The following is a 24,840-nucleotide window of genomic DNA, read 5'->3' on the forward strand; positions in this document are numbered from 1 at the left end:
AAAATAACTTCGATATTGCGCTCAGATTACCTGGTTGCTCATTCGGGGGGTGCGGGAATGGTTCGAAAGTCGTCATTCAACCACGGAAACCGCGAATTCATGGGCTCGGTCACATGACGACGGATCAGGTTTTGCAGTGTGTTGTGGATCAGTCGTGTGGTTGTCGACGGATAGATATTGGTCGTGAACAACGATACGGTACGCGCAAAGCTTTTGCCCGGGAAAGGTAATGCGCGTGTATCTTTGTGGAATCGCCGTGCGCGATAGTAGCTGGCGGCAGTCGTGATCGTCCAACCACTGCCCCCGGCGACAAGTCCGATAATTGACTGATTACATTCAAGTTCGAACCGGTTGGGTAGGTTAATCTTGCTGCGGGTTAGCTGAATTTCGATGAGTCTGCCTATGGTGTGATCACGCGAATATCGTAAAAGCGGAAGCGGACTGTCTGATTTGGTCAGTTCCTCGACCGGTCCGTCATATGCAGGCGGAAGAATGACGATAAACGGATCTCGAAGTAGCGGGAATTCGATTAACCCCTCAAAGTGCTCAGGAGGTCGGGTCGCAACGCCTGCATCCAGCTTTTGAGACTGCAGTTTGTCAAGAATCTCATGGCTGGGGCGGGTAAAGTGGCGAAAATTGCACCGCGGCAGGCTTGCAGAGAGATGACGGAAGAGTTCTGGCGCGACCCGGCTGTCAAAATCGTCAATCAGGCCCAGACGCAAATCTGTTGCATGTTGCCAACTGCCCGAGCGAAGCTCGGCCTCGCCCCGTTTCAAGGCGATCAGGCCGTCATGCACATGTCGTGAGAACACCGTGCCTGCGGGTGTCAGACCCATGGGTCTGCGGCTGTGGTCCACCAAATCCACATCCAGCGCCTTTTCAAGACTGCGCAAGTGATTGGAGACCGTACTGATTGACAAACCGGTTTCAGCTGACACCTTTTGGATTGAACCCAACTTGGAAATAAGTTGGAAGACCTCCAGCCACCTGAGACTGAGTGCTTTCTTTGTCATCGGGTGCTCCCAAACCAGCGAACTATCAGTCAAAAGCGAAACAAAGTTTCGCTTTTTACGCAACCAGTATTTTGATTTACTAATTCAACGCGTAAGGACTATGGTTTTTCTACTGTTCCAGAGTTCGGACGTTTCAAGAGCCGACAAGTGGAACCAGCAGGGAGAAAATAGTCAAAATGATCAAGAAATATCTGCTCACAACAGCATATGCCGGGATTGCGGCCGTTACCGCTTCACAAGCCGCCGCGCTTGATGAACTGACGGTTGCATATTTCCTCGAATGGCCGATGCCGTTCCAGTATGCGAAAGCAAACGGAACCTACGAAGAAGAACTGGGCGTCAAGATCAACTGGGTGTCTTTCGACACCGGTACCGCCATGTCAGCTGCGATGGCCTCGGGTGATGTACAGATCGCGGTCAGCCAAGGGGTACCACCGTTTGTGGTAACCACTTCGGCCGGTCAGGACATCCAGATCGTCGATGTGGCGGTCAGCTATTCAGACAACGACAACTGCGTTGTTGCCGAAGCGCTTGAAATCGACAAGGGCAATGCGGGTGAATTGAACGGCAAGAAGGTCGGTGTTCCGATCGGCACAGCTGCGCATTACGGTTTCCTGTCGCAAATGTCTCACTTTGGTGTCGACATCGGTTCAATGGAAATTGTTGACATGGCTCCGGCCGATGGCGCCGCGGCATTTGCGCAGGGCAACCTCGACATGGTTTGCGGCTGGGGTGGCGCGCTTCGTCGCATGACCGAGCATGGCAACATCCTGCTGACCGGTGCTGAAAAAGAAGAGATCGGTATCCTGGTGTTCGACGTCACTAGCGCTCCGGCAAGCTTCATCGAAGAAGAGCCTGAGCTTCTGTCGAAGTTCCTTAAGGTTACCGCAGATGCCAACGCCAAGTGGAACGCAGGCGACAGCAAAGATGAAATGCTGCCGGTGATTGCCAAGGATGCTGGTATGGATCCTGCAGACGCTGAAGCCACAATCGCGACTTTCACCTTCCCGTCAGTTGAAGACCAGCTGTCCGAGAAGTGGCTAGGTGGTGGCGCGCAAGACTTCATGCAGGGTGTTGCAAACGTGTTCGTGTCGGCAGGCAGCATCGAATCCGCTCTGGATTCGTATGATGGTGCCGTTAATGCAGGCCCGCTGACAGCTGCGAATAACTAATCACGCAGGACATTTCATGCGACCGGCCCCGGTTTCGGGCCGGTCGACAGCTATGAAAGCAGGAAGGAGGCAGGATGCCTGAACTGGACATCGTAGAATTGTCCATGCGCTTTGACTTACCCAACGGCTCCTCAGTACAGGCCCTACAAGATGTTTCACTCAGCCTTAAAGAGGGTGAGCTGATGTCTGTCCTTGGCCCGTCGGGCTGTGGTAAAACGACGTTGCTAAACATCGTTGCAGGATTTCTGGCGCCGACATCTGGCAAGATTGAACTGAACGGCCATCTGGTCAAAGGCCCTGATGCTGAACGAGGGATGGTGTTTCAGAAGGGCGCGTTGTTCGAATGGATGAACGTGCGGGAAAATGTCGAGTTTGGCCCGCGCATGAAAGGCATGCCCAAAGCCGAGCGTGACCAGATTTCCGACCATCTGCTTGAGGTCGTCGGGCTTCAGGATTTCAAAGACAAGGCGGTTTATGAACTATCGGGCGGGATGCAGCAGCGTGTTGCGTTGGCGCGGTGCCTGGCAAACGAGCCGGACGTCATCCTGATGGACGAACCGCTGGGTGCTTTGGATGCACTGACCCGTGAGAAAATGCAGGGCCTTGTCCTGAAGCTTTGGAAAGAAACGGGCAAGACGATCATCCTGATCACCCACTCGGTCGAAGAGGCCTTGTTGCTGGGTGAGCGTTTGATTGTCATGGCCCCCAGACCGGGGCGCATTCACCGCGAATACAATCTGCCTTTTGCTGAACGCGGTGTGAATGCCGATCTGCGTGATGTGAAGAAATCCGAAGGTTTTGCGGAAAAGCGCGATGAGATCCTCTCGATGATCTGGGAGATGGAAGAAGAAATTATGGGTCGGACGGAGCAGGCATCATGATTGTACTTCTCTTCTATATCGGCCTGTTCGGTGGCGCGTTTTTTATCGTCTACGCGTTACGCCGCGGTTTGCAATCGCGTCAGGATTTCACAAGCTTGAAAACTGTGACTTTCGGCGACGAAAGTGCCGTACGAGCGGATAGGGCTGCATCGATAATCTCGGTTCTCGTGATCTTTGTAATCTGGGCGGCTTTCACCGGCTCGAAGTTGTTTCCGATCCATGTGCCGGGCCCATTTGTGGGTGATACGCAATTCACCTATACGCTCGAAAACGCGGATGGCAGCACGGATGAAGCCACGATTTTTGTTCGCGTTCCAGCCTTCGGTGAGGAAGCAGAGAAATTCGAGGTCGAGCCCGGCAGCGGATTTGCCAAAGACGATGCGGTTGCCGCTGCTGCGGGCCGCTCATCGACGATCCTGTTCGACAAGAACGATGATGCCAAACGTAATGAGGGTGCAAAGATCGTCGCGATCAACGGCACACCTATAGGTGAAGGCCAAAAGGTTGATACAGGCGATGGTACTGTAACGCTGACCGGTAAAGGGGCGATCAGTTTCACCCCCAAACAGGGCTTGCAGATGAACCCCATCTGGCTTCCAGCCCCTGAAACCGTTGTGGCCCGGTTCTTTGAGATTGCGAATGAAGGCTACCAGAACTTCTCGCTTTGGGAGCATCTGGGTTGGTCGCTGTTGCGCGTGATTGCTGGGTTTATCGCAGGTGCGCTTGTGGGGATTCCGCTGGGTTATGCAATGGGCCTATCCGGTTGGTTCCGCGGCTGGTTCGATCCGATTGTCGAGTTCATGCGACCGGTGCCGCCACTTGCGCTGATCCCACTGGTGATCATCTGGTTCGGCATCTGGGAGACCGGCAAGATCGTTCTGCTGTTCCTTGCGGCCCTTTGGATCATGACCATCGCCGCGCGGGCTGGTGTGTCCGGTGTGAACATCTCGAAAATCCACGCAGCGTATTCTCTGGGGGCGTCGAAATGGCAGATCATGCGCCATGTGATTGTGCCCAACTCGCTGCCCGAGATTTTCACCGGTGCACGTGTGGCCATGGGTGTCTGTTGGGGAACTGTTGTTGCGGCTGAACTGGTTGCCGCACAAAAGGGTGCCGGTATGATGATCATCGCCGCATCCAAATTCCAGCTGACCGACATTGTCATCATGGGGATCGTCCTTATCGGGGTGATCGGATATGGAATCGATATCCTGATGCGCAAGGCCGAGAACTGGCTGGTGCCATGGAAAGGCCGCAGCTGATCGGTCTTTCCGATACTGTGGTAACAAAGCGGCCCCCGAGCAATCTCGGGGGCCTTTTGTTTCAGCTGCGATTATGAATGCGGCGTTGGACCTTGCTGCTGTTTTAGCTTGAACACGGCATCGGTCTGTATACCTTCAGAGCTCCTGTGCCCAAGGCGGGTTTGCCCCCGCTCGGGATACGGTGACGGCAGCGACCTTTGCACCGTATTCAAGCGCGTCGCGAAGACTGCTTGTGGGCAAAGTGCGCAAGGCGGGTTTGTTGAGGTGACCGGTTTGGCTCAACGCGGCCAGCACACCTGCGTTGAACGTATCGCCAGCACCAACAGTATCCACAACCTTAACTTTCTGGACGGGTACGGATACGTCCGTTCCATCAGAAAGATAGCCTGTCGCGCCATCCCCCCCTTTGGTCACGATTGCAATCGCTGGTCCTGCACGAAGCAGCAGGGGGATTTTCTCGGCATGGCTTTCGGGGCCCGGTATAATCCAATCAAGGTCTTCATCGGAAACTTTGATGATGTCGGTCTTTGCGATCATACGGTTCAAGCGGGTCCGGTATCGGGTCTGATCCTTGATAAAGCTGGGTCGAATATTGGGATCCAACATCACTGCATGATCCGCGCCATGACGATCAAGTGTGGCCGCGTAGGCATCGGCACAGGGTTCGCAAGCCAGGCTGATCCCTCCGAAATACAGTGCGGAAACGCCCGGTAGTTGATCCGGCATGTCTTCGGGCCGCAGCATCCGGCCCGCCGTATTCTCATCGACAAAACTGTATGTGGCGTGCCCATCCCGCAACTGCACGAATGCAAGTGTCGTAGGACGGTCCGAGCGGATAACGTGCGAGGTCGCGACATGGCTGATCTGCAAGGCGGCGATCAACTGCTCTCCGAACATGTCGGTAGATAGCCCTGACAGCAGCCCCGTTTGTATGCCCAGACGACCCAGTGCAATCGCGGTGTTGAAGATTGCACCACCGGAATGTGGGACAAACCCTTTGCCGCCAGAAACCGTTGGTTCGGCGATCATATCGATCAGAGCTTCTCCACAGCACAGGATCATTCTGCTATCCCTCGGCCTGCTTGAAAATGCGCGGCCAAATTACCGTGCCAAGGCATTCTTACAGAAATTGTTAGCGCCAACAATGCCAAACTCATCCTGTTCTGACACATACAGGTTCATCGATTGCCGCAATTCATCGAACCGACCTCCTGCGTTGAAGGCACGCAGAAAATCCTGACCAAACAGCCAGCGGTTCTTTTCGGCCACCCCGCCAACAAGAAACACACCTCCGGAGGGGATAAGAGCAACAGCAAGATCGCCCATTATGGCGCCCAGATGCTCGGTGAACATTCGCGCCGCCTTAACAGCGCAGGCATCCGAGCCATCCTGAGCATCCTGCAGAATGTCTTTTGCCGAACGTATCATGCCGTTGGGCTGACCTTCGGCCATTCCGATCGCCTGATAGAGAACCGGTAGGCCAGTTCCGCTCAGGAACATCTCGGCCTCGATGGTGAGCGTATCGTCAAAAAAGCAGTCGGGTATGATCTGGCGCGCTGCGCTGAAAACTTCGACCTCGTCACGATGGCGCGGAGACAATCCAACATGGCCGCCCTCGCCGGAAACGGTGTGAAAATGTCCTTCGGAGTAGAGCAGGGCGCCCACGCCCAGCCCGGTTCCCGGCCCGACAACTAGCCGTGTCCCCAGTGGTGGAGCGGCTGAGCCCTGCAATACCTCAACATCATTCTCGGTAATCTCGGCGACTGACCATGCGGCAGCAGTGAAATCATTGATGACATAGGTATGGTGCGCGCCGGTTGCTCGAGCCAGAGCGTCTTCGGAAAGATCAAGATTGGCATTGGTCAGGCGAATGGTGCCGTCCTGAACCGGACCAGCCCCGGCAGCGACGACCGCGCGCGGCTGTGTTCCGACCTCGTCGCAGAGGCTGTGCAATGCGTCTTGCAGATCACTTACGGCGCCGGTGGGATGTTTGCGAAGATCGGTTAACTCCCCCTCGGTCACGACACCCAGTCTTGTGTTGGTTCCGCCAATATCGGCCACCAGATTCCAATGGGCGTGCAGCCCTCCCTTGGGTCGAACCCATGGGGCCGGGTGGGCGTCACTTGCTTGGATTGTTTGCAGCGCCCCGACGTCAGTTCCGGACTGAACGAATATGCCCTGTACCAACGTGCCGGGTTCAAGCGCTTCATGTACCGCCTCCAGAATCTGCGCCAGGTCAGATCCCGTATCGGCGGCTATAGTCACGAAAGAAGGCAGAGATAGCTCATGCGCGCTGCGCATCAGCGCAACTATATCGGTGCCCTCTTTCACGACTACGCTGCACCAATCAATCGGCTCGGCGATGATGGAAAAATCATCCCGCCAATTTTCGGGAAAGTGGCGGGCCAATCGATCCAGCAAAGACTGCGGGTATTGCCCGTTGGTTATCGTATCAAGGATGAGCGGATCGACCTCTACACCCAGATTGGCCATCCCATAGCTCCGCATTTCCTGACGCGCCGCGCCCTGTGCAAGCAATTGATGGTGCAGGCTGCGGGCATTAGTGCGAGGGTCGCGTTCGATTCCGACGGACGGGTTCAAGGTAGAGATGTTGAATATCCGATCACCCATCCGAGCGACGACTGCCTCAGAAAACGCTGCAAAATAGTCGGCCATTACTCGATTGCGCCACCCGCCGATATCCTCCAGCGCTGGGGGGATATCGTTGTGATCCAGCACAATGCATGGCCGAATGCTGTGTGCCAAAAGCTGATCAATCCGCTGCTCGCACTGATCCAATGCGCGTGCATCAGGAATGCGACCGTCTGGCATGATTTGCTGCCAACGGACTGTAAAGCGGTGCATGTCTAGCCCAGTTGCCGGTTCTGCAGGAGAAGCCGCACCAAACAGAAAGCCATTGGGAAAGTCAGAACGGGTATATTTCATTGTCGCAACCTGTTGGAGCCATGACCAGCGTCACGCCATCTAACAGGTTATGTTAGCGGTATCTAGATTAACGTTTATATGAACCGCGCGTCCTGAACAGGACATCACATCCCTCGATCTGCTGGCCGTCCCATGTCACTGAATGCGCATTATAGTTGATCAGCACTTCGTGCGACTGCGTCTCGCGCCGCCGCAGCCCTTTGGGCATCGGATGGAGCGCCAGATCCGTTTTCTGGGCCGCCATGGCTATGACGCGATCCCAAAGGGCCTCATCGGGGAACCCCGCTAAATACCAAAGACCGGCACCGCCATGCAACGCCGCAGTGCCATCTGCGAAAGAAAGCAATTTTTGCGCGGAGCCTGACAAGCGCTCAACCCAATGTTCCGCAGCACCGCCCCCTTCGACAATGCGGGTTACGCCGGGTGGCAAAGTCTCGATCAGATCGACATGGCTGCTGAGGCCATCAAGACCTGGGCGCCCCGAATCAGGGATCTGAAAATCTTCGGTGATTGCCCCGCTGCGCGGTCCCAGAACGGCAAGATCACATCCTTGTAGTAGCCTTTGTTCAAGATCGCCTAGGGCAGCCAGGCCCGGTGCTAGGATCAGATTATAGTGCTCCTTGCCGACCTCGTCCTGAGGCACGAAATCCACCGACAACCCAGCGTGCCGCAGCGCGCGGTAGGCAGAGAATACGAGCCGGAAATAATCGAACCCCGCGCCCTGAGGCTGCGTTGTCCAGGCCCAGTCAGATGCATAATCGAAGACGATAGCAACCTGCGCATGGATAGGCTGAACCGTGTCTATCGCGGCCAGATCATCGGCGGTCTGACGCGCCTCTGCCAAACCGGGTGCTTCGTCGCCATGCGGGGTAAGTAGACCGGCATGCATCTGTTCCTGCCCAAATGGCGCTTGCCGCCAGCGGAAATAGCTGACCACTTCGGCCCCATGGGCCACCGCCTCAAGCGACCAGAGGCGCACCATGCCGGGTAGGGGTGCCGGGTTGTAGGGGGCCCAGTTCACTGGACCGGGTTGCTGTTCCATGACCCACCAACGGCCTCGACCGACGGCGCGGTATAGGTCGTGGTGAAAGGCCTGCATGTCCGGATCACCCTGCTGCAGAAATGCAGTCTTGTGCGGCTCGTCCACTTCCAACCGATCCGACAGGAAGCCAATCGGATAGCTGTCCCACGTCGCGATGTCCAAATCCCTGCCTATATCGAAATGATCGAATTCCAGCACGCGCCCCATGTAATTGTGCAGCAATGGTTGATCCGTTAGCGGCCGCAGCGCATCGACCTGGGCCTTGTTGAACGCCACCACCTGATCCGAACTGAACCTGCGAAACGCCAAGACGTGTGCCGGGTTGGGCTCGGTCACGGTCTGGTTCGGCAGCTCGATCTGATCGAAGCTGTTATATTCCATCGACCAGAACACATTCCCCCAGGCATCGTTCAACGCGTCGATCGAGTTGTATCGGTTCGCCAGCCAGCGGTGAAAAGCATACAACGCCGCAGCACTATAGCTGAGCGTCGTATCGTGACAGCCATATTCGTTATCGATTTGCCAAGCAGCGATATGCGGGTTGCGGCCATAGCGCTGACCCATGATCTTCGTGATCCGCTTGCATTCGTCGATATAGCCGGTGTGACTAAAGCAATAATGTCTGCGTGAGCCGAACTTGCGTAGATTGCCATCAACATCCACAGCCAGCATGTCGGGATGCTTGTCCAGCATCCATCGCGGAGGTGTTGCCGTCGGGGTGCCCAGCACAATCTTCAGCCCTGCCGCACCCAAGGTTTCAATCGCGCGATCCAACCAGTCGAATTGCAGGTCTCCAGCAGTGGGTTCCATTCGGCTCCAGGCGAATTCGCCGATCCTGACCCATTTCAAGCCAGTCTCGACCATGCGCGCGGCGTCCTGAGCCCAGTTTTCTTCGGGCCAGTGTTCAGGGTAATAGCAAACGCCAAGTTCCGGCTTCATAGTATAACTCTGTGTTCAGCTTGACCTTGCGCCACATTTGGCGCGGTGAGTGTCATGCCATTCGTCGGCGTTCTTACAAGAGTGTCCGCGTCCAGCCCTTGGCGGGCGGTGGTGCAGAACAGTGTAGTCAGGTCATCACCACCAAAACTCGGGCACGAAGTGTGTTTGGCATCGAAACCAACCGCTCTCAGGAATTGACCGCCGGGCGTATAGGCTGCAACCCGGCTGGCACCCCATTGGGCGATCCAGATGTTTCCGTCGTGATCAACCACGGCACCGTCCGGGTTCAGATCTTCGCTTTGCAGGTCAAGGAAGACCGCCGCTTTTCCTATGGGCCAGCCTGTCTGCGCGTCCAGTTCCCAACGCATGACCAGCTTGGTGGCGGTATCGCTGTAATAGGCGCAGGATCGGTCCGGCGCAAAGCAAATTGCATTTGAGATGGTGATATCTCGGACCAATGGCCGTAGCTCGCCATTCCAATAGCGATAGATCGAACCTGCGCCTACTTCTGCCTGTTTGCCCATGGTGCCAATCCAGAACCCGCCCCAAGGATCGGCGCGCCCATCATTGGATCGAGTCACCGGATTGTCGACCTCAAGCGGGGCGATCAAATCTTTGGCTCGACTCTCAAGCCCAAATCGCCACAGGCCGGTTTCCGACGCGATCAGCAAAGTGTCACGGTCTACCCATCCTGCGGCTGAGACATGTTCATCGAACGCCCAGCTATGCGCTTGTTCATTTTCTCGCGTCATCAATCGCTTGCCGATGATATCGAACCAGAAAAGCTGTTGCCGTTTAGGGTGCCACAATGGCCCCTCGCCCAATTCGCAGGGGCGGTCGTCATAGACCTGACTCATCCAACGGCCTCATCATAGGCAGCAACGATTTGCCGGGCACGGTTTGCTATATCTCCAACTGACATTCCGGGCTTGTAGAGCGCAGATCCAATTCCGAAGCCGTCGGCGCTGGCCTCGATCCAGGCTCCAAAGTTCTCGGGGCCTGCACCGCCCACGGCAAAGACCTGAGCACCCGGCGGCAAAACAGGGCGCAGCGCAGCCAACCCTGCAAGACCGGCAAGCGAACCGGGGAAAAGTTTTAACCCCGTAGCCCCGGCCTGGAGCGCTGCGAAGGCTTCGGTCGGGGTGAACACACCCGGCCAGCTTTGCAGCCCAAGTGCGACAGAGCGTTGGATCACGGACACATCGCAATTTGGCGAAACGATCAGTTTGCCCCCGACATCGGCAACCGCGTCAACCTGATCGGGGGTCAATACAGTACCCGCTCCGATAAGCGCGCGGTCCCCGATCTCCGAGGCGAGAACTCGGATACTTTCTAGCGGATCGGGAGAATTCAGCGGAACCTCAATCCGGTCTATGCCCGCTTCCAGCAGGGCGTGACCGACCGGTAGCGCCTCGTCAGAGGTTAACCCACGCAGAATGGCGATGATTGGGCGGCTCATGCGGTTTGCCTCGTTAATGTTCGGGCCTGCGACAGACCCGCAAGTGTTGCGATTGTGGCGTCTGCGGTTTCGACCATGGCACCTTGTTGCTGCAGGGCGGTCGCGTAGGCCTTGGTCAGACTTTCCGAGCCGATGATCGCCAATTGTTGGCCCAGCCAATAGGGCCGCGATGCGGCGAGCTCGGCGCCAATCAGGAACCCTGAAAGACGGGCGCGTGCAACGCTCTTGCTTTGACCGTGCAGCAAATCAGCGGCCCGTAGCCCGAATAGGCGCGCTGCCAGCTGCTCGGGTTTCGACAGCATGTCGGCAACCGCTTCGGTAAAACTCGCGTCGTCCCAGCCCTCGTCAATTGAATGCTGCAGAACGGATTGCCCGCGCAGCAGATCAAACAACTCGCCGGTCATGAAGGTTCGGAAACTGACCACCTCTCCGGCACTGATCTGGGCCCACTTCGTATGAGTACCGGGCAGGCAAATCACACCGTCCCAATTCTGATGCGTGCTGAGGAACCCCGCGATCTGAGTCTCTTCGCCGCGCATCACATCGGGAGGGCTGGTCTGTTTCAGCCCCGGAACAACGAAGGCCCGAATGCGCGGATCGGTGTTTGGAACACGGAATGGTACGATCGGGATTGGTTCGGACGGAACAGCGGAATACGGGGCCTCGACCCAACCTTGCCGTGCCCCAACCATTCCGCAGGCGATCACATCTACCGGTTGCCCGGGCAGCCAATCTTCGGTCAAAGCTAGCAGGGCTGCCTGAAAACCTCCGCCGGCTGTGCGGGACATACCATCTGACGACGCGGCCTGTGCCAAAACGCTATCACCTTGCATGGCCCATGCCCGCAGATGAGATGTTCCCCAGTCAACAGCGATCCACTCGACATTCATAGCGTCACCCCGTTCCTACCACGCCGCCGTCAACCACCATGCACTGCCCGGTCATTGCACGGCTTGCGCTTGAAGCCAGAAACAGGGTTGGTGCGATCATGTCTTCGGGCGTCAGATGCTCTTTCAGGCTCTGGCGATCCATATGCGCAGCCAGATCTTCGGGTGTGGCCCACATGTCCAGCTGTTTCTGTGTCAGAACCCATCCCGGTGCCAGCGCGTTGACGCGAATTTTATGTGGCCCAAGTTCACGCGCCAATGAGCGTGTCATGCCGGTGATTGCCGCATTTGAACTTGTATAGATTGGATAACCTGCGTTCCCCATCAGGTAACTAATCGAACTGAAATTGATGATCGAACCGCCTTTGTCCTTCATCTGTCGCGCGGCTTCCTGACAGGCAAAATAATAGGCCTTTAGGTTGACTTCGATCATCCAGTCCCAGAACTCGGTTGTAGATTCTTCAAGTGAGTGCCGCTTGTCATTCGCGGCGTTGTTGACCAGCACTTTAATCGGGCCATGGGCTTCAGCTGCTTTGGCCATGGTGGCGTGCAACAGCTCGGTATCAGTCATGTCACCCTGCAGGAACAAGGGGGCGCGGCCGTGCTTGTCACGCATCTGTTCGACAAATTCACCGGCATCTGACCGACCGATAAAGGCAACTTTAGCCCCTTGGGCCATGAACCCGTCAGTCAACGCTGCACCAACGCCCGAACCGCCGCCGGTGATATAAACAGAGGCTCCGTTGAGGTCTTGAAATGTAGCAGGTTGATCCATCAGTGGCTCTCTCTCGTCACTAGGCGCGTGTCTTTGCCCACAAGGAAATCAAGGTCCGCGCCGCGATCAGCCTGCAACACGTGGTCGATATATAGCTTCGCATACCCGCGCGAGTAATGCGGATCGTCCGGTTGCCACAGGGCGCGGCGGGCGTCCAGTTCCTTTTCGTCGACCAGCAGCTGCAGCTCGCCCTTGTTGGCGGACACGCGAATACGGTCACCGGTTTTGACCAACGCCAACGTACCACCAGCCTGAGCCTCAGGGCTGACATGCAGGATAACTGTCCCGAATGCGGTACCAGACATACGCGCGTCCGAAATACGGATCATGTCGCGCACGCCGTCTTTTACCAGCTTGGCCGGAATTGGCATGTTCCCAACCTCAGGCATCCCGGGATAGCCCTTGGGCCCACAACCTTTGAGGACCAGAATGGTCTCAGGTGTTACTGGTAAGTCGTCGCGGTCGATATTGGCTTTCAGATCTTCGATGCTCTCAAAAACGTATGCTTCGGCCTCGGTTTCCAGCAGTGCATCTGTGGCCGCTGAAGGCTTCACGATTGCCCCGTTGGGCGCAAGATTGCCGCGCAGAACCCGCAGGCCTGCGGCGGGTTTTATCGGATCGTCAAATGGGCGGATGACGTCTGTGTTGAAACACTCAGCCCCTTCACAGTGGGCCGAGATGTCCTTGTTCAGAACTGTTCTTGCCGGGCGCAGGAAAGGTTTGAGTTCGCTCAGAACCACTGGCACACCGCCTGCATAACAGAAATCCTCCATCAGGTATTTGCCAGAAGGCATGCAATTGACCAGCAGGGGGATTTCCGATCCGATTTCAAAGTCTTTCAACGTCAAGTCGACACCCACGCGACCTGCAAGTGCCAACAGGTGGACCACTGCGTTTGTCGATCCTCCGACGGCTGCATTGGCGAGGATGGCATTCTCAAACGCCTCCTTGGTCAGGATATCTGATGGTTTGAGGTCCTCGTCCACCATCTCGACAATGCGCTTGCCGGTCAGATGCGCCAGTGCCATGCGGCGGGCATCAACGGCAGGCAGGGCGGCGTTGGTGGGCAGCGACATGCCCATCGCCTCAACCAATGAGGCCATGGTACTAGCGGTGCCCATAGTCATGCACACACCCGCGCTACGCGACATGCCTGATTCAGCGTTCATGAAATCCTGAAGTGTCATTTCTCCGGCACGAACAGCCTCGGAAAACTTCCAGACATCTGTGCCCGAGCCGATATCCTGACCCCGGTATTTGCCGTTCAGCATCGGGCCAGAGCTAACCACGATGGACGGTAAATCGACCGAGGCTGCACCCATCAGCTGCCCCGGGGTGGTCTTGTCGCATCCACCCAGCAGGACAACGCCGTCGATACCATAGGCGCGGATCGATTCCTCGATATCCATCGCCAGCAGGTTGCGAAACAGCATGGCGGTGGGTTTCATCTGGGTCTCGCCCAGCGACATAACGGGGAATTCCACTGGAAAGCCGCCGGCCTCCCACACGCCCCGTTTCACGCCTTCGGCCAGATCACGAAGGCCCGAATTGCAGGGCGTCAGTTCCGACCATGTGTTGCAGATGCCGATGATGGGGCGCCCGTCAAAAGCGTGATCCGGAAAGCCCTGGTTTTTCATCCAGGACCGGTGAATGAACCCGTCCTTATCGAGTTTTCCGTACCAATGCTGTGAACGGCGTTTCTTGGTCATTATTGGCTCTGTCTGTCTGGCGTTGGAATTGAAAGTTTTTTTTAGAAGACGAAGATCAAGCTGCGCGGGCTGGACGGCACCAATCTGGCAGCCAATCGCCATGGGCAGAAAGCAGATCGGTGACGAGGTTGCGAATTTGGCGCAGATCCAGCTCGGCCGCAGTATGGGGATCCATCATTGCGGCGTGATAGATGTATTCGGGGTTTTCTTCGGTCAGCGCACGAACCGTTAGCTCTTGTACGTTGATCTGGGTCCGCATCAACGCGATCAGTTGTGGCGGGATATCCGTGACCACGGAAGGTTGGACGCCATTCGAGTCAACCAGACACGGCGTTTCAACCGCTGCACCTAGGGGTAGTTGCGGAATCTGACCCGTATTTGGCAGGTTGCCGTAAGCTGTGTACGGCGTGTCTGTCACGATTGCGTTCATAAGGTCGGCGGCGAATTCATGGCTTCGGGTTACTTCGATGTTCCGACCATCTGTCAGGGTCTTGGCCTGTTCCTTCCAATTGGCCACCTGCTCGACACAGCGGGTCGGGTATTCGTCCAGCGGTATGCTGAACTGTTCGATCAGGTCATTGCGACCGTCTTTGATGAACCAAGGAACGTATTCTGCAAAATGCTCGGAACTTTCGGTGCAGAAGTATCCAAGATGGTCCATCACTTCGTACCGGACTTTGTTTGGACAGCGCGGCATTAGCAGCGGAGGCTTGGGTAAATGCCCGGCGCGATAGCCCTGACGCAAAGCCGGATACAGATCGCGGCCTTCATGCTCGAGCTTGAGGAAGAACGCGACGTGATTGATACCGGCAACTTTGTAGCGAAAGTCCGCCTTGGGCAGGTCTAGATCATGCGCCAGTTCTTCGACCGTGTTCTGGACAGAATGGCACAGGCCGACATGTTTCAGATTAGGGAAGCGCTCAGCCAGAGACCAGGTGTTGATGGCCATCGGATTCACGTATTGCAGCAGCGTTGCGTTGGGGCACAACTGCATCATGTCCTGCGCGACGCCCCACAGAACGGGCACAGTGCGCAGGCCGCGCATAATGCCACCAACACCCAGCGTATCGGCGATAGTCTGACGCAGGCCATATTGTTTTGGGATTTCAAAATCTGTCACCGTGCAAGGCTCATACCCGCCAACCTGAAAGGCAGTGATCACGAAATCTGCGCCGTCCAGCGCCGCGCGACGATCCGTGTGGGTTGAGACGGTTGCACCCGTGCCGACTGAGCGGATCATGGCCTTGGCCACAGCTTCGCTTTCGGCCAAGCGCACCGGATCGATATCCATCAGCGCAAAGTGGCTGTCTGCAAGGGCAGGGGTGAGCAGGGCGTCGCCCACGATGTTCTGCATGAAGATCGTGGAACCTGCACCTACAAAGGTGATCTTGGTCATGAGGTAAACCTCTGGTTTGACGTTATTTTACGGCACCGAGGGTCAGGCCCGCGATGAAGTGTTTCTGCATCAGGAAGAACATGGCAACCGGCGGCAGGGCTGCCACTATAGAACCGGCACTCATCAACTGATAGGCAGCGCGAAATTGCGCGTTGAAGCTGGTGATCCCGGCTGTCACGGGCTGGCTTTCGGCCCCTTGGGTCAGGACAACAGCCCAAAAATAGTCGTTCCAGATGAAGGTGAAAATCAGGACACTGAGTGCGGCGATGGCCGGTTTCATCAGTGGTAGAACGACGTACCAGAAGATTCGCCATTCGCTGATGCCCTCGACCCGTGCGGCCTCGATCAGTTCGAATGGCAGGGCGCGGATGAAGTTGCGCATGAAGAGCGTGCAGAACCCGGTCTGGAAGGCGATGTGGAATAGCACAAGCCCTGTTTTGGTGTTGTAAAGGCCCAACTCCAGCGTGAGATCGCGCACGGGGACCATCAGGATCTGGAAGGGTACGAAATTGCCCGCCACAAACATAAAGAAGATCCAGAGGTTCGATTTGAATTTGTAGATCCCCAGCGCGAAGCCTGTCATGCAACTGAGTGCAACGGCCCCGATTACCGTTGGTACGGTGATCAGGAACGAGTTCATCAAGTAACGTGGCATATCCGAATTGAAAAAGACCTGACCATAGTTGAACGCGCCCTCAAAACTGGACGGCATCCCCCAGTAATTCGCATTGGTGAAGTCTGCGGCTGGTTTGACCGAGAAAAGCGCGACCGCCAAAAGGGGGCCCAGCCATAGTAGCAGTGCCAGAGGCAACATCGCCTGATAAGTGATCTGTGCCGCACGGGGTTGTTTTTCGATCGGTTTGGGAAACATCTCAGTGCCCCCTTTCTTCGCGGTACATCGACCACAGGAAGTAGGCGATGAAGCAGAGCATAATCAGGAACAGGATCACAGCGATAGCTGCGCCATATCCCATGCGGAAGCCGTATTCGGACAGCGCGACCTCGAACATGTAGTAGGCCAGCACGCGGGACGAGCCAAAAGGACCGCCCTGTGTCATGATCGAGATCAGGTCAAAGCTGCGCAGCGCGCCGATGATTGTCACAACGAATGCGATGAATGTTGCCGGGCGCAGCTGCGGCAGAATGATGTGCCACAGCATTCGCCCACCTTTTGCGCCGTCCAGACGCCCGGCTTCGATCTGTTCGGGGTCGACGGCGTTCAGGCCGGTGAGGTAGAGGATCATGCAATAGGCCGTTTGTGGCCATAGACCTGCGAAGATAATGCCGTAGGTTACGAAGCGCTCATCCCCCAGCACGTTCAGTGGACCGAGGCCAAAGAGGCTTAGGAATTCATTTAGCAGGCCAAAGGTTGGGTCGTAGAACCATGTGAATACTAGCCCAACGACGACCTGAGAGATGACGAAGGGAAAGAAGAACAAAGACTTGTAGAGGCGGATGCCCCAGACCGTCTGGTTCAGGAACAGTGCAATAAACAAGCCTGCAGGGATTGCGGCCAGATACAGGATCAGCCAGATCAGGTTGTTCTTGAGCGAGATGTAGAAAGCGTCGCGGTCCACCCATTCCCAATACAGATCTTCATAGTTGCGAAAGCCGACATATTCAGCTGCACCTAAACCGTCCCATTCATAAAGAGACAGATTGAAAGACTGAAAGACCGGGATGATCACATAGACCATGAAGAACAACAGACCCGGAGCCAAAAACAGCCAGGGCGCGATGCGCTGTTGGTTTCTGTGGAACCAGCTTTCTTGCTCGGGGGCGTCAACGGCAGCGGTCATGGGCATCTCGGATCTGGTGGGTGAAGGCGGGCTGAAGCCCGCCCTACTATTGTGCAAGGTGTAGGCCGGGCTTCAGCCCGACCCTGGACAAGATTTAGTTGTCGTAGATGCGCTCGCGCGCACGTTCCAGCTTGGCCAGAATCTTGTCAGCGTTGTCCGGCTTGACCATGAATTCCTGGAAGCCTTCCATCGACACTTTTGCCATTTCCGCTGGTGCGTCGCGGTCCCAGAACTGTGCAACACCGCCGGGGCTGTTAGACGATAGCATGACAAAGCCCTGCTGCAGGAACTTGTCGTCGTCCACTGCGGATTGCGCGTTCACAGGCAACTGGCCGAGGTTTGCACCGTTGTTGATTTCGGTCTGTTCGTCCGCAGAGACTGCGAAACGCAGGAACTCACGCGCGGCTTCCTTGTTCGAGGCATTGGCCGGGATATGGAACGTATCGGTCGGCGCGTCTTCAGCCAGTTCAACATCGGGGTTGATGGCGACAAACTGATAGAAGTCCAACTGATCGTCGGTTAGGCCTGCTTCACGCAGCGGAGCCACAGCGAAGTTACCCATCAGATAGGCGGCGGCCTCACCGTTGACCATAAAGGGCAGGGCTTCTTGCCAGCTATATGTCTGGTGGTTGTCAATGAATGCGCCCATGTCGATCAGCTGTTTCCAGTTGGCGAAGGTCTGCTTAACCCGGTCGTCTTCCCAGCTGATCTCGCCATTTGCGAGTTGATTGTGAAAGTCGAACCCGTTGGTGCGCATGTTCAGATAGTCAAACCAGCCACCTGCTGTCCACAGGAACTTGGTGCCGATGGTATAACAGGCGCGGCCGGAATCGACGATCTTCTGGCAGTTGGCCAGTTCTTCTTCCCAAGTGGTCGGCTCGGTCAGACCCAGCTCATCAAAGATGTCTTTGCGGTAATAAACGCCCCATTGATAGTAGGTGTACGGAACGCCCCACTGTTTGCCATCAATGGTCATCGCACCTTTGGTCGAGGCCAGATTGTCGGCGATTTCAGGTTCAGCCCACAGGTCCGAGACGTCTTCGAAAAGACCCGCTTCAACATAAGGCTTCATCCGGTTGGCTGCATACCAGGTGGCAACGTCTGGCGTGTCAGCCGTCAGGAAGTTGCGAATCTGGGTCTTGTAGGCCTCACGGTCGATCACGGTGGTTTCGATTTCTAGACCGGGATGCTCGGCCGCGAATCGCTCGATCATCGCTTCCATCGTCGCGCGCGGCGCCGGGTTGGACGTATCGAGGAAGATTCGCAGCTCGCCGGTCAGCTCTGCTGCGACGGGCGCAGCAAGTGCCACACTGGCAGCCAAAGCAGCCGCTGTGCGCTTGAACATGGAATGCATAGTTTCCTCCCTTAAGCTTCCATATTGGTCTCAAATATTGAAACCTTGTTTTATATATTGAAAACTACACATCGACTCGGCTACTCTTGTCAAGACCCTCGTGCCCAAAGCCGAGGGAAAGTGGAGGAGAACAGGCACCCGTGGCAGGTGACGGAACAATAGGAAAAGCATGTGACGTGTTGGAACAGGTCGCGGCCTTCGAACGCCCGGTGCGGTTCGGGGAATTGCTGGAGCGCAGTGAATTTCCCAAGGCGACGCTATACCGCTTTCTGCAGTCGCTAACCAATCAGGGCATGCTGCATTACGAACCGGAACGGCAGACCTATTCGCCAGGTATGCGATTGGTGCGCCTGGCACATTCGGCATGGACGCATAGCTCATTAGCTCCAATTGCGCGGCCTTTCCTGGACGCTCTCAGCGCCGAGACAGGGGAGACCGTGCACTTGGCGCAACTTGATTCCGGGCAGGTGCTTTATGTGGATAAGCGCAACGCGCAACGACCAATTGAGATGTATTCCGAGGCCGGCAAGGTCGGCCCGGCCTATTGCACAGGCGTTGGCAAAGCGATGATGGCCTATTTGGACGAGGCGCAGTTGGAAAAGACGATCTCGCAACAAAGCTTTCATCGGTTCACTGACAAGACCTTGGCCTCGGAAAAGGCATTACGGGCTGATCTCGTTAAGATCCGCAGCCGGGGTTACGCAGTTGATGATGAAGAGCATGAGCCTGGCATCATCTGCATTGCCTGCCCGATTCTGACTAATGGGGGCCGCATGTTGGGGGCCCTATCGGTGACAGGATCGACTGGGCGAATGGATTTCGAGCAATTGCAATCTTGGGTGCCGCGCGTCCGGCGCGTCGCTGAACAGATCGGCACAGAAGCACAGGCGTGGCGGTTCCCCGAGGGCCAACAGAATAGGATGCAAGCAACATGACAGGTGTAACCCTGAAAGGCGCGATCAAACGGTATGGCCAGACGCAGGTCATTCACGGGATTGATCTGCAGATTGAAGATGGTGAGTTTTGCGTGTTCGTGGGCCCCTCGGGCTGCGGTAAGTCCACGCTGTTGAGGATGATCGCGGGTTTGGAAGAAACCTCGGACGGGGAAATCCATATCGGCGCACGTGAAGTCACGCATGTGGATCCTGCCAAACGCGGAGTGGCGATGGTTTTTCAAACCTATGCGCTCTATCCTCATATGACCGTGGCCGAGAACATGGGATTTGGTCTGCGTATGAACGGTGTTGCCAAGGCCGAGATCGATCAGAAGGTTCAGGAAGCGTCAAATATTCTGAAGCTCGACCAATATCTGAAACGCAAACCCAAAGCGTTGTCCGGCGGTCAGCGTCAGCGTGTCGCGATCGGGCGTGCCATTGTGCGCGGCCCCGAGGTGTTCCTGTTCGACGAACCGCTCTCGAATCTGGATGCAGAACTTCGCGTGGAAATGCGGGTTGAAATTGCGCGGCTTCATCAGGAAATCGGCGCGACGATGATCTACGTTACGCACGATCAGGTCGAGGCGATGACCATGGCCGACAAGATTGTGGTATTGCGCGACGGTCGGATTGAGCAAGTGGGAGCCCCTATGGACCTGTATCGCGACCCCGACAATAAGTTCGTGGCGGGTTTCATCGGGTCTCCTGCAATGAACTTCCTTGAGTGCGATGTCGTGGACGGCATGGTGCGGCACCCTGCACTTACTGATGATGTCCCGGTCACCGAGAGCGTTCCCAAAGGAGCGACGAAAGTAACATTGGGTATTCGCCCCGAGCATATTCAGGTGGATCGAAACGGTGACACCTGCACAGTTGATCTGACCGAAGCGCTCGGTGGTGTTTCATATTCTTATCTGCTGACGCCAAATGGCGATAAGCTGATTGTGGAAGAACGGGAAGACCAACGCAGTACGACCGGTGACCGCATCGGGCTTTCGGTTCGTCCTGAGCGTGCGATGCTGTTCGATCCCGAGACGGGTCAGCGGCTGCGATAGGGCTTGCCAGACCGGATCTGTTTTGCATGACTGCGCATTATCCATCGGCTTTCCGGAGGCTTTATGCGCAGTTCCAAAACCATCCATGTGATCTCGGCCCATGCTGAAGGCGAAGTGGGCGACGTTATCGTCGGCGGCGTCGCTCCGCCTCCGGGAGAGACGGTATGGGACCAAAGGACCTTTATCGCTGAAGACCAGACATTGCGGGATTTCATGCTGAATGAACCTCGCGGCGGTGTCTTTCGCCATGTGAATCTTCTGGTTCCACCAAAAAAACCCGAGGCGGATGCAGCGTTCATCATCATGGAACCGGAAGACACGCCACCGATGTCAGGCTCCAACTCGATTTGTGTCTCAACGGTTCTGTTGGACAGTGGCATTCTTCCGATGCACGAGCCTGAAACCCATCTGACATTGGAAGCCCCAGGAGGGTTGATCCGCGTCCGCGCCGAATGCCGAAATGGCAAGGCCGAACGTATCTTTGTGCATAATGTGCCAAGTTTCGTCGACAAGCTGGATGCCCGGATCGAGGTTGAGGGCATCGGGACGTTGCGCGTGGATACCGCGTTTGGTGGCGACAGTTTTGCAATTGTAGATGCCGCCGATCTGGGTTTCGAGCTTACCCCTGATGAAGGGGCTGATCTTGCAAGGACTGGCGCGCGTATCACCGATGCCGCCAATGAGCAGCTTGGCTTCGATCACCCTAGTAAAGACTGGAGCCACATTTCGTTCTGCCAGATTGCAGGCCCGCTCGATCGTCAGGGCGATATTCTCATCGGACGTAATACTGTCGCCATCAAACCGGGTAAGCTGGATCGTTCACCTTGTGGCACCGGTGCTTCAGCGCGGATGGCGGTTTTGCTGGCCAAGGGAGAAATGACGATGACCGATCGCTACCACGCGCGTTCAGTCATCAACAGTGAATTTCGCTGTCGTATCGTAGAGCGGCATGATCTGAACGGCCGCGTGGCGATCACCCCGGAAATCTCGGGGCGAGGCTGGATTACGGGTACGCACCAGCACATGCTGGACCCCGATGACCCATGGCCTGGCGGCTATCGCCTAAGCGACACTTGGGGGGCATAAGCCGGGGCCAAATTCGACCCCGTACTATTCTTTGGTTTCAACCTTCGAGACTGAACATCAATCGTGCGGTCACCGGTACGGTGCGGGTGATGCTGGGTAGTTGCGCCAACTCCATCAGCTTGTCTACGCCTGCCGAAACGCCCGCATCCTCGGTGCTGATGAACACCATGTCGTTGGTTGAAACCATGACGGTATCTTCGGCCACACGCAGGACAAACATATCGGTGTAGAATTCCACCTCGGTCCCCGCCAGAGCCAGCTTCGCATCCACCTCAATCGTGTTACTGGCCCCCACATCCAGCTTCGACACTTGGTCCATATCAATATTCGCGCTCAATGTCGCGGTCGCGGCCTTGCGAAACACATACTCGATCATCCGTTCGTTACGGATGTCGATATTCGTTTCGACCGACGACAGATCGATATCGATATTAACCTTGCCATCTTCGCTGACATGACCCGAAAGGTTGGTGAAAGAATTGACCTCTCCTACATCATCGATCTTGACCGTTCCATAAGCCAGATGAGACGCATCCGGGTTTAGTGTCCAATCAGCGGCCAGACCCGGGCCTGCAATATTAGCCGACGCAATCGTGATTGTTTTGAACAGAAGTTTCATTTCTTTCCTCCAGGATCTATGACAGTTCTGACCAAGCGGGCCCGGTCCCATGTCAAAGCAAACACACACAGGTCGCGTTTTATTCGATGAGTGTTGAGATGAGCACCGAACAAGCCGTGCGCGGCGCAATCCAGACCCACTCGAAACGGGTCTGGCGGTTTGGGCTGGCTTTGTCGGGTGCGTCGGACGTTGCGGATGATCTGTTGCAGGCGACGGCATTGCGTGCGTTGGAGAAACACCACCAGGTCACCTCGTATGAACGGCTGGACAGTTGGCTGATGACGATCTGCCGTTCAATATGGCTGAACGAGATACGGGCGCGATCCGTAAGAAAGGCGCAGGCGCTTTCGGTCACGCCCGAGGCGGAATTAGTCGCGACAGGGCCTGATTCAGAAACGAATATTTTCGCCGCTCAGGTGTTTACTCAAGTGATGCAACTGCCAGAGGCGCAACGTGAAACGGTGATGCTTGTGTTTGTCGAAGGCTACAGCTACCGCGAAGCTGCGGATATGCTGGACGTACCCATCGGCACAATCATGAGCCGGCTTTCCAATGCCCGGCAGAAACTGAAAACCGTTATGCAGCACGATGCGGCTGACACCGTGCAACGGAGTGGCAAATGAAGTTTTCCGACGAAACACTTCTGGCCTATCTGGAAGGCAGCCTCGATGAGGCCGAAGCCCGCGCCATCGAAGACGCGGTGGCCGAGGATTCTGCACTCGAACACCGTCTCATGGCGCTCGACCCATTTGCCCAGGTTGTGCAGCAGGCTTTTGAAGGCATTCCAACTGAGGCGCCTTCGATCGATCTGCCCATTCCGAGCGCTCAACAATCCAATGCCGGACCGCTCCGTTTGCTGACGGTCGCAGCCTCAGTTGCTGTTATTGCTGCGTCTGCAACATTCTGGGCCACGCGACCACAGGCATTGGGCTGGGCGGAGCAGGCTGCGATCTATCAATCGCTTTATTCACCGGACACGATTGCCGATCTGGACAATTCTCAGCAAACGCTGGACGCGCAGTTTGTTCAGGCCGAGGCTCAGTTGGGTCGTTCACTGAACCGGGACGTGTTGGAAACTCTGCCGGGCCTTGATCTGAAACGTGCTCAGGTACTGTCGTTCAAAGGTAAACCTTTGGTGCAGGTGGTCTTTGCTGACGCCCAGGGTAATCCGGTGGCGTTTTGTGTGATCCGGCAAGGCGCGGGAGCACCGGTCAAGGATGTGAACCTTGCGGTGCTCAGTGGTCTTGCGACAGCGACATGGGCGAATGATGGCTACGGCTATATGCTGTTGGGTGGAGATGCGCAAACAGACCTGAGTGGAGAACTAAGTGTTTTGACCGAGGCGTTCTCAGGCTGAGCGACAAGAATCCGCAAAACCACTTGTGAACCGCGGTAAATGCCCGAAGAATACCCGACATGAAGCCGAACCCTCAGATACCGGACCCGGATGATGAGGCCTTGGAAGAAGGGCCGCGCAGCATCTATGACGCCGATCCGCCGGAAGACGACGATTTGTGGTTCCTTCCGCCCGACGGCGGAGAAGACCCGGGAGAATTTCTGCCCTCTGTACCGAGACCGGACCAGCGTTTGCTGTTTGACCCAAGGGACTGGAGTGCGGCCCAATCCGAGTTATCAGCTGAACTTGCCGATCTGGCCGTGACATTTGGAGCTCTGGATGAACGTTTGCGCGCGGGTCCCAAGGGGTGGGGTCACCGTCTGGCCCTGATGGAGGTCTCGGATCTGGGCTGGTGGACGGGCGATCGGATCAGCGTCGACCGCCTTGCGCTTTGGACCGGTTTGCGGATCGGAGCAACCGGTGATGATGTGCAGGCTTTGTATCGGGCGGGATGGGCAGTGAGGCGGCTGTCGTCGGGTGCTGCGCCATCAGAGGGCGGCTGGGATGCGGGGCTGACCGCTTTTCTAGACCGTCAGGCCCAAGGTTTCGAAGATACACCCGAAGCAGTGATTGATCTGGCGGAAACCATGCGAAATGTCGCCGGTTTGCACCCGGTTACCCAGGCCGCCATCGGATTTCACGCGTGGCGCGCGTTGTCTCCTGGCATCGGACAGGATACCGAGGCCGCGGTCATCGCGGCCCGCCATGCCGCCGCGATGGGTCGAGGTGGCGCATTGTTCATGCCGCTTTCTCTGTCGGGCCCAGGTGCATTGCGGGGGGCAGGATCGTTGGACGAGAAACTTTCGGCCTGGATTCAGGGGGCAGGCCAGGCCTCACTTGCGGCTTTGCTGCATTTGGACCGGATCAGCGCTTGGGAAGGGCGCGCCCGCGACGCCATTTCGGACCTAAGCGGTCGAACCCCACCCTTGCTGATTGATGCATTAACGGCTTGGCCGATGGTTTCCGCCCCGCTGGCCGAAGAACTGACCCATGCCTCGCGTGCAGCGGCACAGCGAAATCTGGACAAATTCAGCGATAGGGGGCTGATCCGCGAAGTAACCGGGCAGGGTCGATATCGCGTATGGACGGCGGCCTTGTAACTGGCATTGATCTGT

General features: G+C 56.4%; 23 protein-coding genes. 9 read left to right on the forward strand and 14 right to left on the reverse strand.

Features of this window, described 5'->3' with window-relative positions; translation table 11 throughout:
- Positions 1–38: 38 nt before the first annotated feature.
- Entirely contained in the window at positions 39–1,013 is a 975-nt protein-coding gene (locus ACR0A1_RS13735) for a LysR family transcriptional regulator (protein ID WP_170394403.1), read from the reverse strand.
- A 176-nt stretch (positions 1,014–1,189) separates the two neighbouring features.
- Between ACR0A1_RS13735 and ACR0A1_RS13740 the strand changes: the two genes are divergently transcribed.
- The 3 genes from ACR0A1_RS13740 (at position 1,190) to ACR0A1_RS13750 (ending at position 4,328) form a co-directional block, all read left to right on the forward strand.
- Positions 1,190–2,185, forward strand: a complete 996-nt coding sequence (locus ACR0A1_RS13740; RefSeq protein ID WP_170394406.1) for a taurine ABC transporter substrate-binding protein — start codon at positions 1,190–1,192, stop codon at positions 2,183–2,185.
- Between the two features lie 74 nt (positions 2,186–2,259).
- On the forward strand, positions 2,260–3,066 hold the full coding sequence (locus ACR0A1_RS13745) for a taurine ABC transporter ATP-binding protein (RefSeq protein ID WP_170394409.1): 807 nt from the start codon (positions 2,260–2,262) through the stop codon (positions 3,064–3,066).
- Positions 3,063–4,328 carry an ABC transporter permease gene (locus ACR0A1_RS13750; protein ID WP_170394412.1) on the forward strand — a complete coding sequence of 422 codons (1,266 nt, stop codon included), beginning with the start codon at positions 3,063–3,065 and terminating at the stop codon, positions 4,326–4,328. Before ACR0A1_RS13745 ends, ACR0A1_RS13750 begins: the two co-directional genes overlap by 4 nt.
- 135 nt (positions 4,329–4,463) lie before the next feature.
- Here the strand turns inward: ACR0A1_RS13750 and ACR0A1_RS13755 are convergent, their stop codons facing one another.
- From ACR0A1_RS13755 to ACR0A1_RS13810, 12 genes are all read right to left on the reverse strand, one after another.
- Complete coding sequence (locus ACR0A1_RS13755) at positions 4,464–5,390, reverse strand: carbohydrate kinase family protein (protein ID WP_480867981.1); 927 nt, start codon at positions 5,388–5,390, stop codon at positions 4,464–4,466.
- 39 nt (positions 5,391–5,429) lie between these two features.
- Positions 5,430–7,274, reverse strand: a complete 1,845-nt coding sequence (locus ACR0A1_RS13760) for a family 1 glycosylhydrolase (protein ID WP_480867983.1) — start codon at positions 7,272–7,274, stop codon at positions 5,430–5,432.
- A 67-nt stretch (positions 7,275–7,341) separates the two neighbouring features.
- On the reverse strand, positions 7,342–9,255 hold the full coding sequence (locus ACR0A1_RS13765; protein WP_480867985.1) for a beta-galactosidase: 1,914 nt from the start codon (positions 9,253–9,255) through the stop codon (positions 7,342–7,344).
- A complete protein-coding gene (locus ACR0A1_RS13770) occupies positions 9,252–10,112 on the reverse strand; it encodes an SMP-30/gluconolactonase/LRE family protein (protein WP_170511969.1) in 861 nt (286 codons plus the stop codon). Before ACR0A1_RS13770 ends, ACR0A1_RS13765 begins: the two co-directional genes overlap by 4 nt.
- On the reverse strand, positions 10,109–10,714 hold the full coding sequence (locus ACR0A1_RS13775) for a 2-dehydro-3-deoxy-6-phosphogalactonate aldolase (protein ID WP_480867988.1): 606 nt from the start codon (positions 10,712–10,714) through the stop codon (positions 10,109–10,111). The genes ACR0A1_RS13770 and ACR0A1_RS13775 overlap by 4 nt, the downstream gene beginning before the upstream one ends.
- Positions 10,711–11,604, reverse strand: a complete 894-nt coding sequence (locus tag ACR0A1_RS13780) for a 2-dehydro-3-deoxygalactonokinase (protein ID WP_480867990.1) — start codon at positions 11,602–11,604, stop codon at positions 10,711–10,713. Before ACR0A1_RS13780 ends, ACR0A1_RS13775 begins: the two co-directional genes overlap by 4 nt.
- A gap of 4 nt (positions 11,605–11,608) precedes the next feature.
- Complete coding sequence (locus ACR0A1_RS13785) at positions 11,609–12,376, reverse strand: SDR family NAD(P)-dependent oxidoreductase (protein WP_170625528.1); 768 nt, start codon at positions 12,374–12,376, stop codon at positions 11,609–11,611.
- On the reverse strand, positions 12,376–14,085 hold the full coding sequence (locus ACR0A1_RS13790) for an IlvD/Edd family dehydratase (protein WP_480867992.1): 1,710 nt from the start codon (positions 14,083–14,085) through the stop codon (positions 12,376–12,378). The genes ACR0A1_RS13785 and ACR0A1_RS13790 overlap by 1 nt, the downstream gene beginning before the upstream one ends.
- Before the next feature lie 55 nt (positions 14,086–14,140).
- Complete coding sequence (gene melA / locus ACR0A1_RS13795; protein WP_170509616.1) at positions 14,141–15,481, reverse strand: alpha-glucosidase/alpha-galactosidase; 1,341 nt, start codon at positions 15,479–15,481, stop codon at positions 14,141–14,143.
- A gap of 22 nt (positions 15,482–15,503) precedes the next feature.
- A complete protein-coding gene (locus ACR0A1_RS13800; RefSeq protein ID WP_170394442.1) occupies positions 15,504–16,352 on the reverse strand; it encodes a carbohydrate ABC transporter permease in 849 nt (282 codons plus the stop codon).
- Between the two features lies 1 nt (position 16,353).
- The gene (locus ACR0A1_RS13805; RefSeq protein ID WP_170394445.1) at positions 16,354–17,280 is read right to left on the reverse strand and encodes a carbohydrate ABC transporter permease; all 927 of its coding nucleotides are present in this window, start codon (positions 17,278–17,280) and stop codon (positions 16,354–16,356) included.
- A gap of 94 nt (positions 17,281–17,374) precedes the next feature.
- Positions 17,375–18,634 carry an ABC transporter substrate-binding protein gene (locus ACR0A1_RS13810; protein WP_170394448.1) on the reverse strand — a complete coding sequence of 420 codons (1,260 nt, stop codon included), beginning with the start codon at positions 18,632–18,634 and terminating at the stop codon, positions 17,375–17,377.
- 140 nt (positions 18,635–18,774) lie between these two features.
- Here ACR0A1_RS13810 and ACR0A1_RS13815 point away from each other — a divergent pair, with 140 nt between their 5' ends.
- The 3 genes from ACR0A1_RS13815 (at position 18,775) to ACR0A1_RS13825 (ending at position 21,710) form a co-directional block, all read left to right on the forward strand.
- Positions 18,775–19,569 carry an IclR family transcriptional regulator gene (locus tag ACR0A1_RS13815; RefSeq protein ID WP_170394450.1) on the forward strand — a complete coding sequence of 265 codons (795 nt, stop codon included), beginning with the start codon at positions 18,775–18,777 and terminating at the stop codon, positions 19,567–19,569.
- On the forward strand, positions 19,566–20,624 hold the full coding sequence (locus ACR0A1_RS13820; RefSeq protein WP_170407775.1) for an ABC transporter ATP-binding protein: 1,059 nt from the start codon (positions 19,566–19,568) through the stop codon (positions 20,622–20,624). The genes ACR0A1_RS13815 and ACR0A1_RS13820 overlap by 4 nt, the downstream gene beginning before the upstream one ends.
- A gap of 63 nt (positions 20,625–20,687) precedes the next feature.
- A complete protein-coding gene (locus tag ACR0A1_RS13825; RefSeq protein ID WP_480751204.1) occupies positions 20,688–21,710 on the forward strand; it encodes a trans-3-hydroxy-L-proline dehydratase in 1,023 nt (340 codons plus the stop codon).
- 37 nt (positions 21,711–21,747) lie between these two features.
- On the opposite strand, the gene ACR0A1_RS13830 is transcribed toward ACR0A1_RS13825, so the two are convergent.
- Complete coding sequence (locus tag ACR0A1_RS13830) at positions 21,748–22,329, reverse strand: YceI family protein (protein WP_480867996.1); 582 nt, start codon at positions 22,327–22,329, stop codon at positions 21,748–21,750.
- Between the two features lie 98 nt (positions 22,330–22,427).
- On the opposite strand from ACR0A1_RS13830, the gene ACR0A1_RS13835 reads away from it, so the two are divergent.
- Genes ACR0A1_RS13835 through ACR0A1_RS13845 form a run of 3 tightly spaced genes read left to right on the forward strand, consistent with a single transcriptional unit; the run spans position 22,428 to position 24,825 of the window.
- Positions 22,428–22,952 (forward strand): RNA polymerase sigma factor, encoded by a 525-nt coding sequence (locus tag ACR0A1_RS13835; protein ID WP_255612221.1) that lies wholly within the window; start codon positions 22,428–22,430, stop codon positions 22,950–22,952.
- Positions 22,949–23,686 (forward strand): hypothetical protein, encoded by a 738-nt coding sequence (locus ACR0A1_RS13840; RefSeq protein ID WP_170611657.1) that lies wholly within the window; start codon positions 22,949–22,951, stop codon positions 23,684–23,686. The genes ACR0A1_RS13835 and ACR0A1_RS13840 overlap by 4 nt, the downstream gene beginning before the upstream one ends.
- A gap of 59 nt (positions 23,687–23,745) precedes the next feature.
- Entirely contained in the window at positions 23,746–24,825 is a 1,080-nt protein-coding gene (locus tag ACR0A1_RS13845; protein WP_480867999.1) for a helix-turn-helix domain-containing protein, read from the forward strand.
- The last annotated feature ends 15 nt before the right edge of the window (positions 24,826–24,840 follow it).

The sequence above is a fragment of the Ruegeria sp. D6 genome (assembly GCF_056534365.1).

What these genes read in the sequence shown, in the direction of transcription:
- ACR0A1_RS13735 (WP_170394403.1), bottom strand. Translation starts at nt 1,013, where the DNA reads ATGACAAAGAAAGCACTCAGTCTCAGGTGGCTGGAGGTCTTCCAACTT.
- ACR0A1_RS13740 (WP_170394406.1), top strand. Translation starts at nt 1,190, where the DNA reads ATGATCAAGAAATATCTGCTCACAACAGCATATGCCGGGATTGCGGCC.
- ACR0A1_RS13745 (WP_170394409.1), top strand. Translation starts at nt 2,260, where the DNA reads ATGCCTGAACTGGACATCGTAGAATTGTCCATGCGCTTTGACTTACCC.
- ACR0A1_RS13750 (WP_170394412.1), top strand. Translation starts at nt 3,063, where the DNA reads ATGATTGTACTTCTCTTCTATATCGGCCTGTTCGGTGGCGCGTTTTTT.
- ACR0A1_RS13755 (WP_480867981.1), bottom strand. Translation starts at nt 5,390, where the DNA reads ATGATCCTGTGCTGTGGAGAAGCTCTGATCGATATGATCGCCGAACCA.
- ACR0A1_RS13760 (WP_480867983.1), bottom strand. Translation starts at nt 7,274, where the DNA reads ATGAAATATACCCGTTCTGACTTTCCCAATGGCTTTCTGTTTGGTGCG.
- ACR0A1_RS13765 (WP_480867985.1), bottom strand. Translation starts at nt 9,255, where the DNA reads ATGAAGCCGGAACTTGGCGTTTGCTATTACCCTGAACACTGGCCCGAA.
- ACR0A1_RS13770 (WP_170511969.1), bottom strand. Translation starts at nt 10,112, where the DNA reads ATGAGTCAGGTCTATGACGACCGCCCCTGCGAATTGGGCGAGGGGCCA.
- ACR0A1_RS13775 (WP_480867988.1), bottom strand. Translation starts at nt 10,714, where the DNA reads ATGAGCCGCCCAATCATCGCCATTCTGCGTGGGTTAACCTCTGACGAG.
- ACR0A1_RS13780 (WP_480867990.1), bottom strand. Translation starts at nt 11,604, where the DNA reads ATGAATGTCGAGTGGATCGCTGTTGACTGGGGAACATCTCATCTGCGG.
- ACR0A1_RS13785 (WP_170625528.1), bottom strand. Translation starts at nt 12,376, where the DNA reads ATGGATCAACCTGCTACATTTCAAGACCTCAACGGAGCCTCTGTTTAT.
- ACR0A1_RS13790 (WP_480867992.1), bottom strand. Translation starts at nt 14,085, where the DNA reads ATGACCAAGAAACGCCGTTCACAGCATTGGTACGGAAAACTCGATAAG.
- melA (WP_170509616.1), bottom strand. Translation starts at nt 15,481, where the DNA reads ATGACCAAGATCACCTTTGTAGGTGCAGGTTCCACGATCTTCATGCAG.
- ACR0A1_RS13800 (WP_170394442.1), bottom strand. Translation starts at nt 16,352, where the DNA reads ATGTTTCCCAAACCGATCGAAAAACAACCCCGTGCGGCACAGATCACT.
- ACR0A1_RS13805 (WP_170394445.1), bottom strand. Translation starts at nt 17,280, where the DNA reads ATGACCGCTGCCGTTGACGCCCCCGAGCAAGAAAGCTGGTTCCACAGA.
- ACR0A1_RS13810 (WP_170394448.1), bottom strand. Translation starts at nt 18,634, where the DNA reads ATGCATTCCATGTTCAAGCGCACAGCGGCTGCTTTGGCTGCCAGTGTG.
- ACR0A1_RS13820 (WP_170407775.1), top strand. Translation starts at nt 19,566, where the DNA reads ATGACAGGTGTAACCCTGAAAGGCGCGATCAAACGGTATGGCCAGACG.
- ACR0A1_RS13825 (WP_480751204.1), top strand. Translation starts at nt 20,688, where the DNA reads ATGCGCAGTTCCAAAACCATCCATGTGATCTCGGCCCATGCTGAAGGC.
- ACR0A1_RS13830 (WP_480867996.1), bottom strand. Translation starts at nt 22,329, where the DNA reads ATGAAACTTCTGTTCAAAACAATCACGATTGCGTCGGCTAATATTGCA.
- ACR0A1_RS13835 (WP_255612221.1), top strand. Translation starts at nt 22,428, where the DNA reads ATGAGCACCGAACAAGCCGTGCGCGGCGCAATCCAGACCCACTCGAAA.
- ACR0A1_RS13840 (WP_170611657.1), top strand. Translation starts at nt 22,949, where the DNA reads ATGAAGTTTTCCGACGAAACACTTCTGGCCTATCTGGAAGGCAGCCTC.
- ACR0A1_RS13845 (WP_480867999.1), top strand. Translation starts at nt 23,746, where the DNA reads ATGAAGCCGAACCCTCAGATACCGGACCCGGATGATGAGGCCTTGGAA.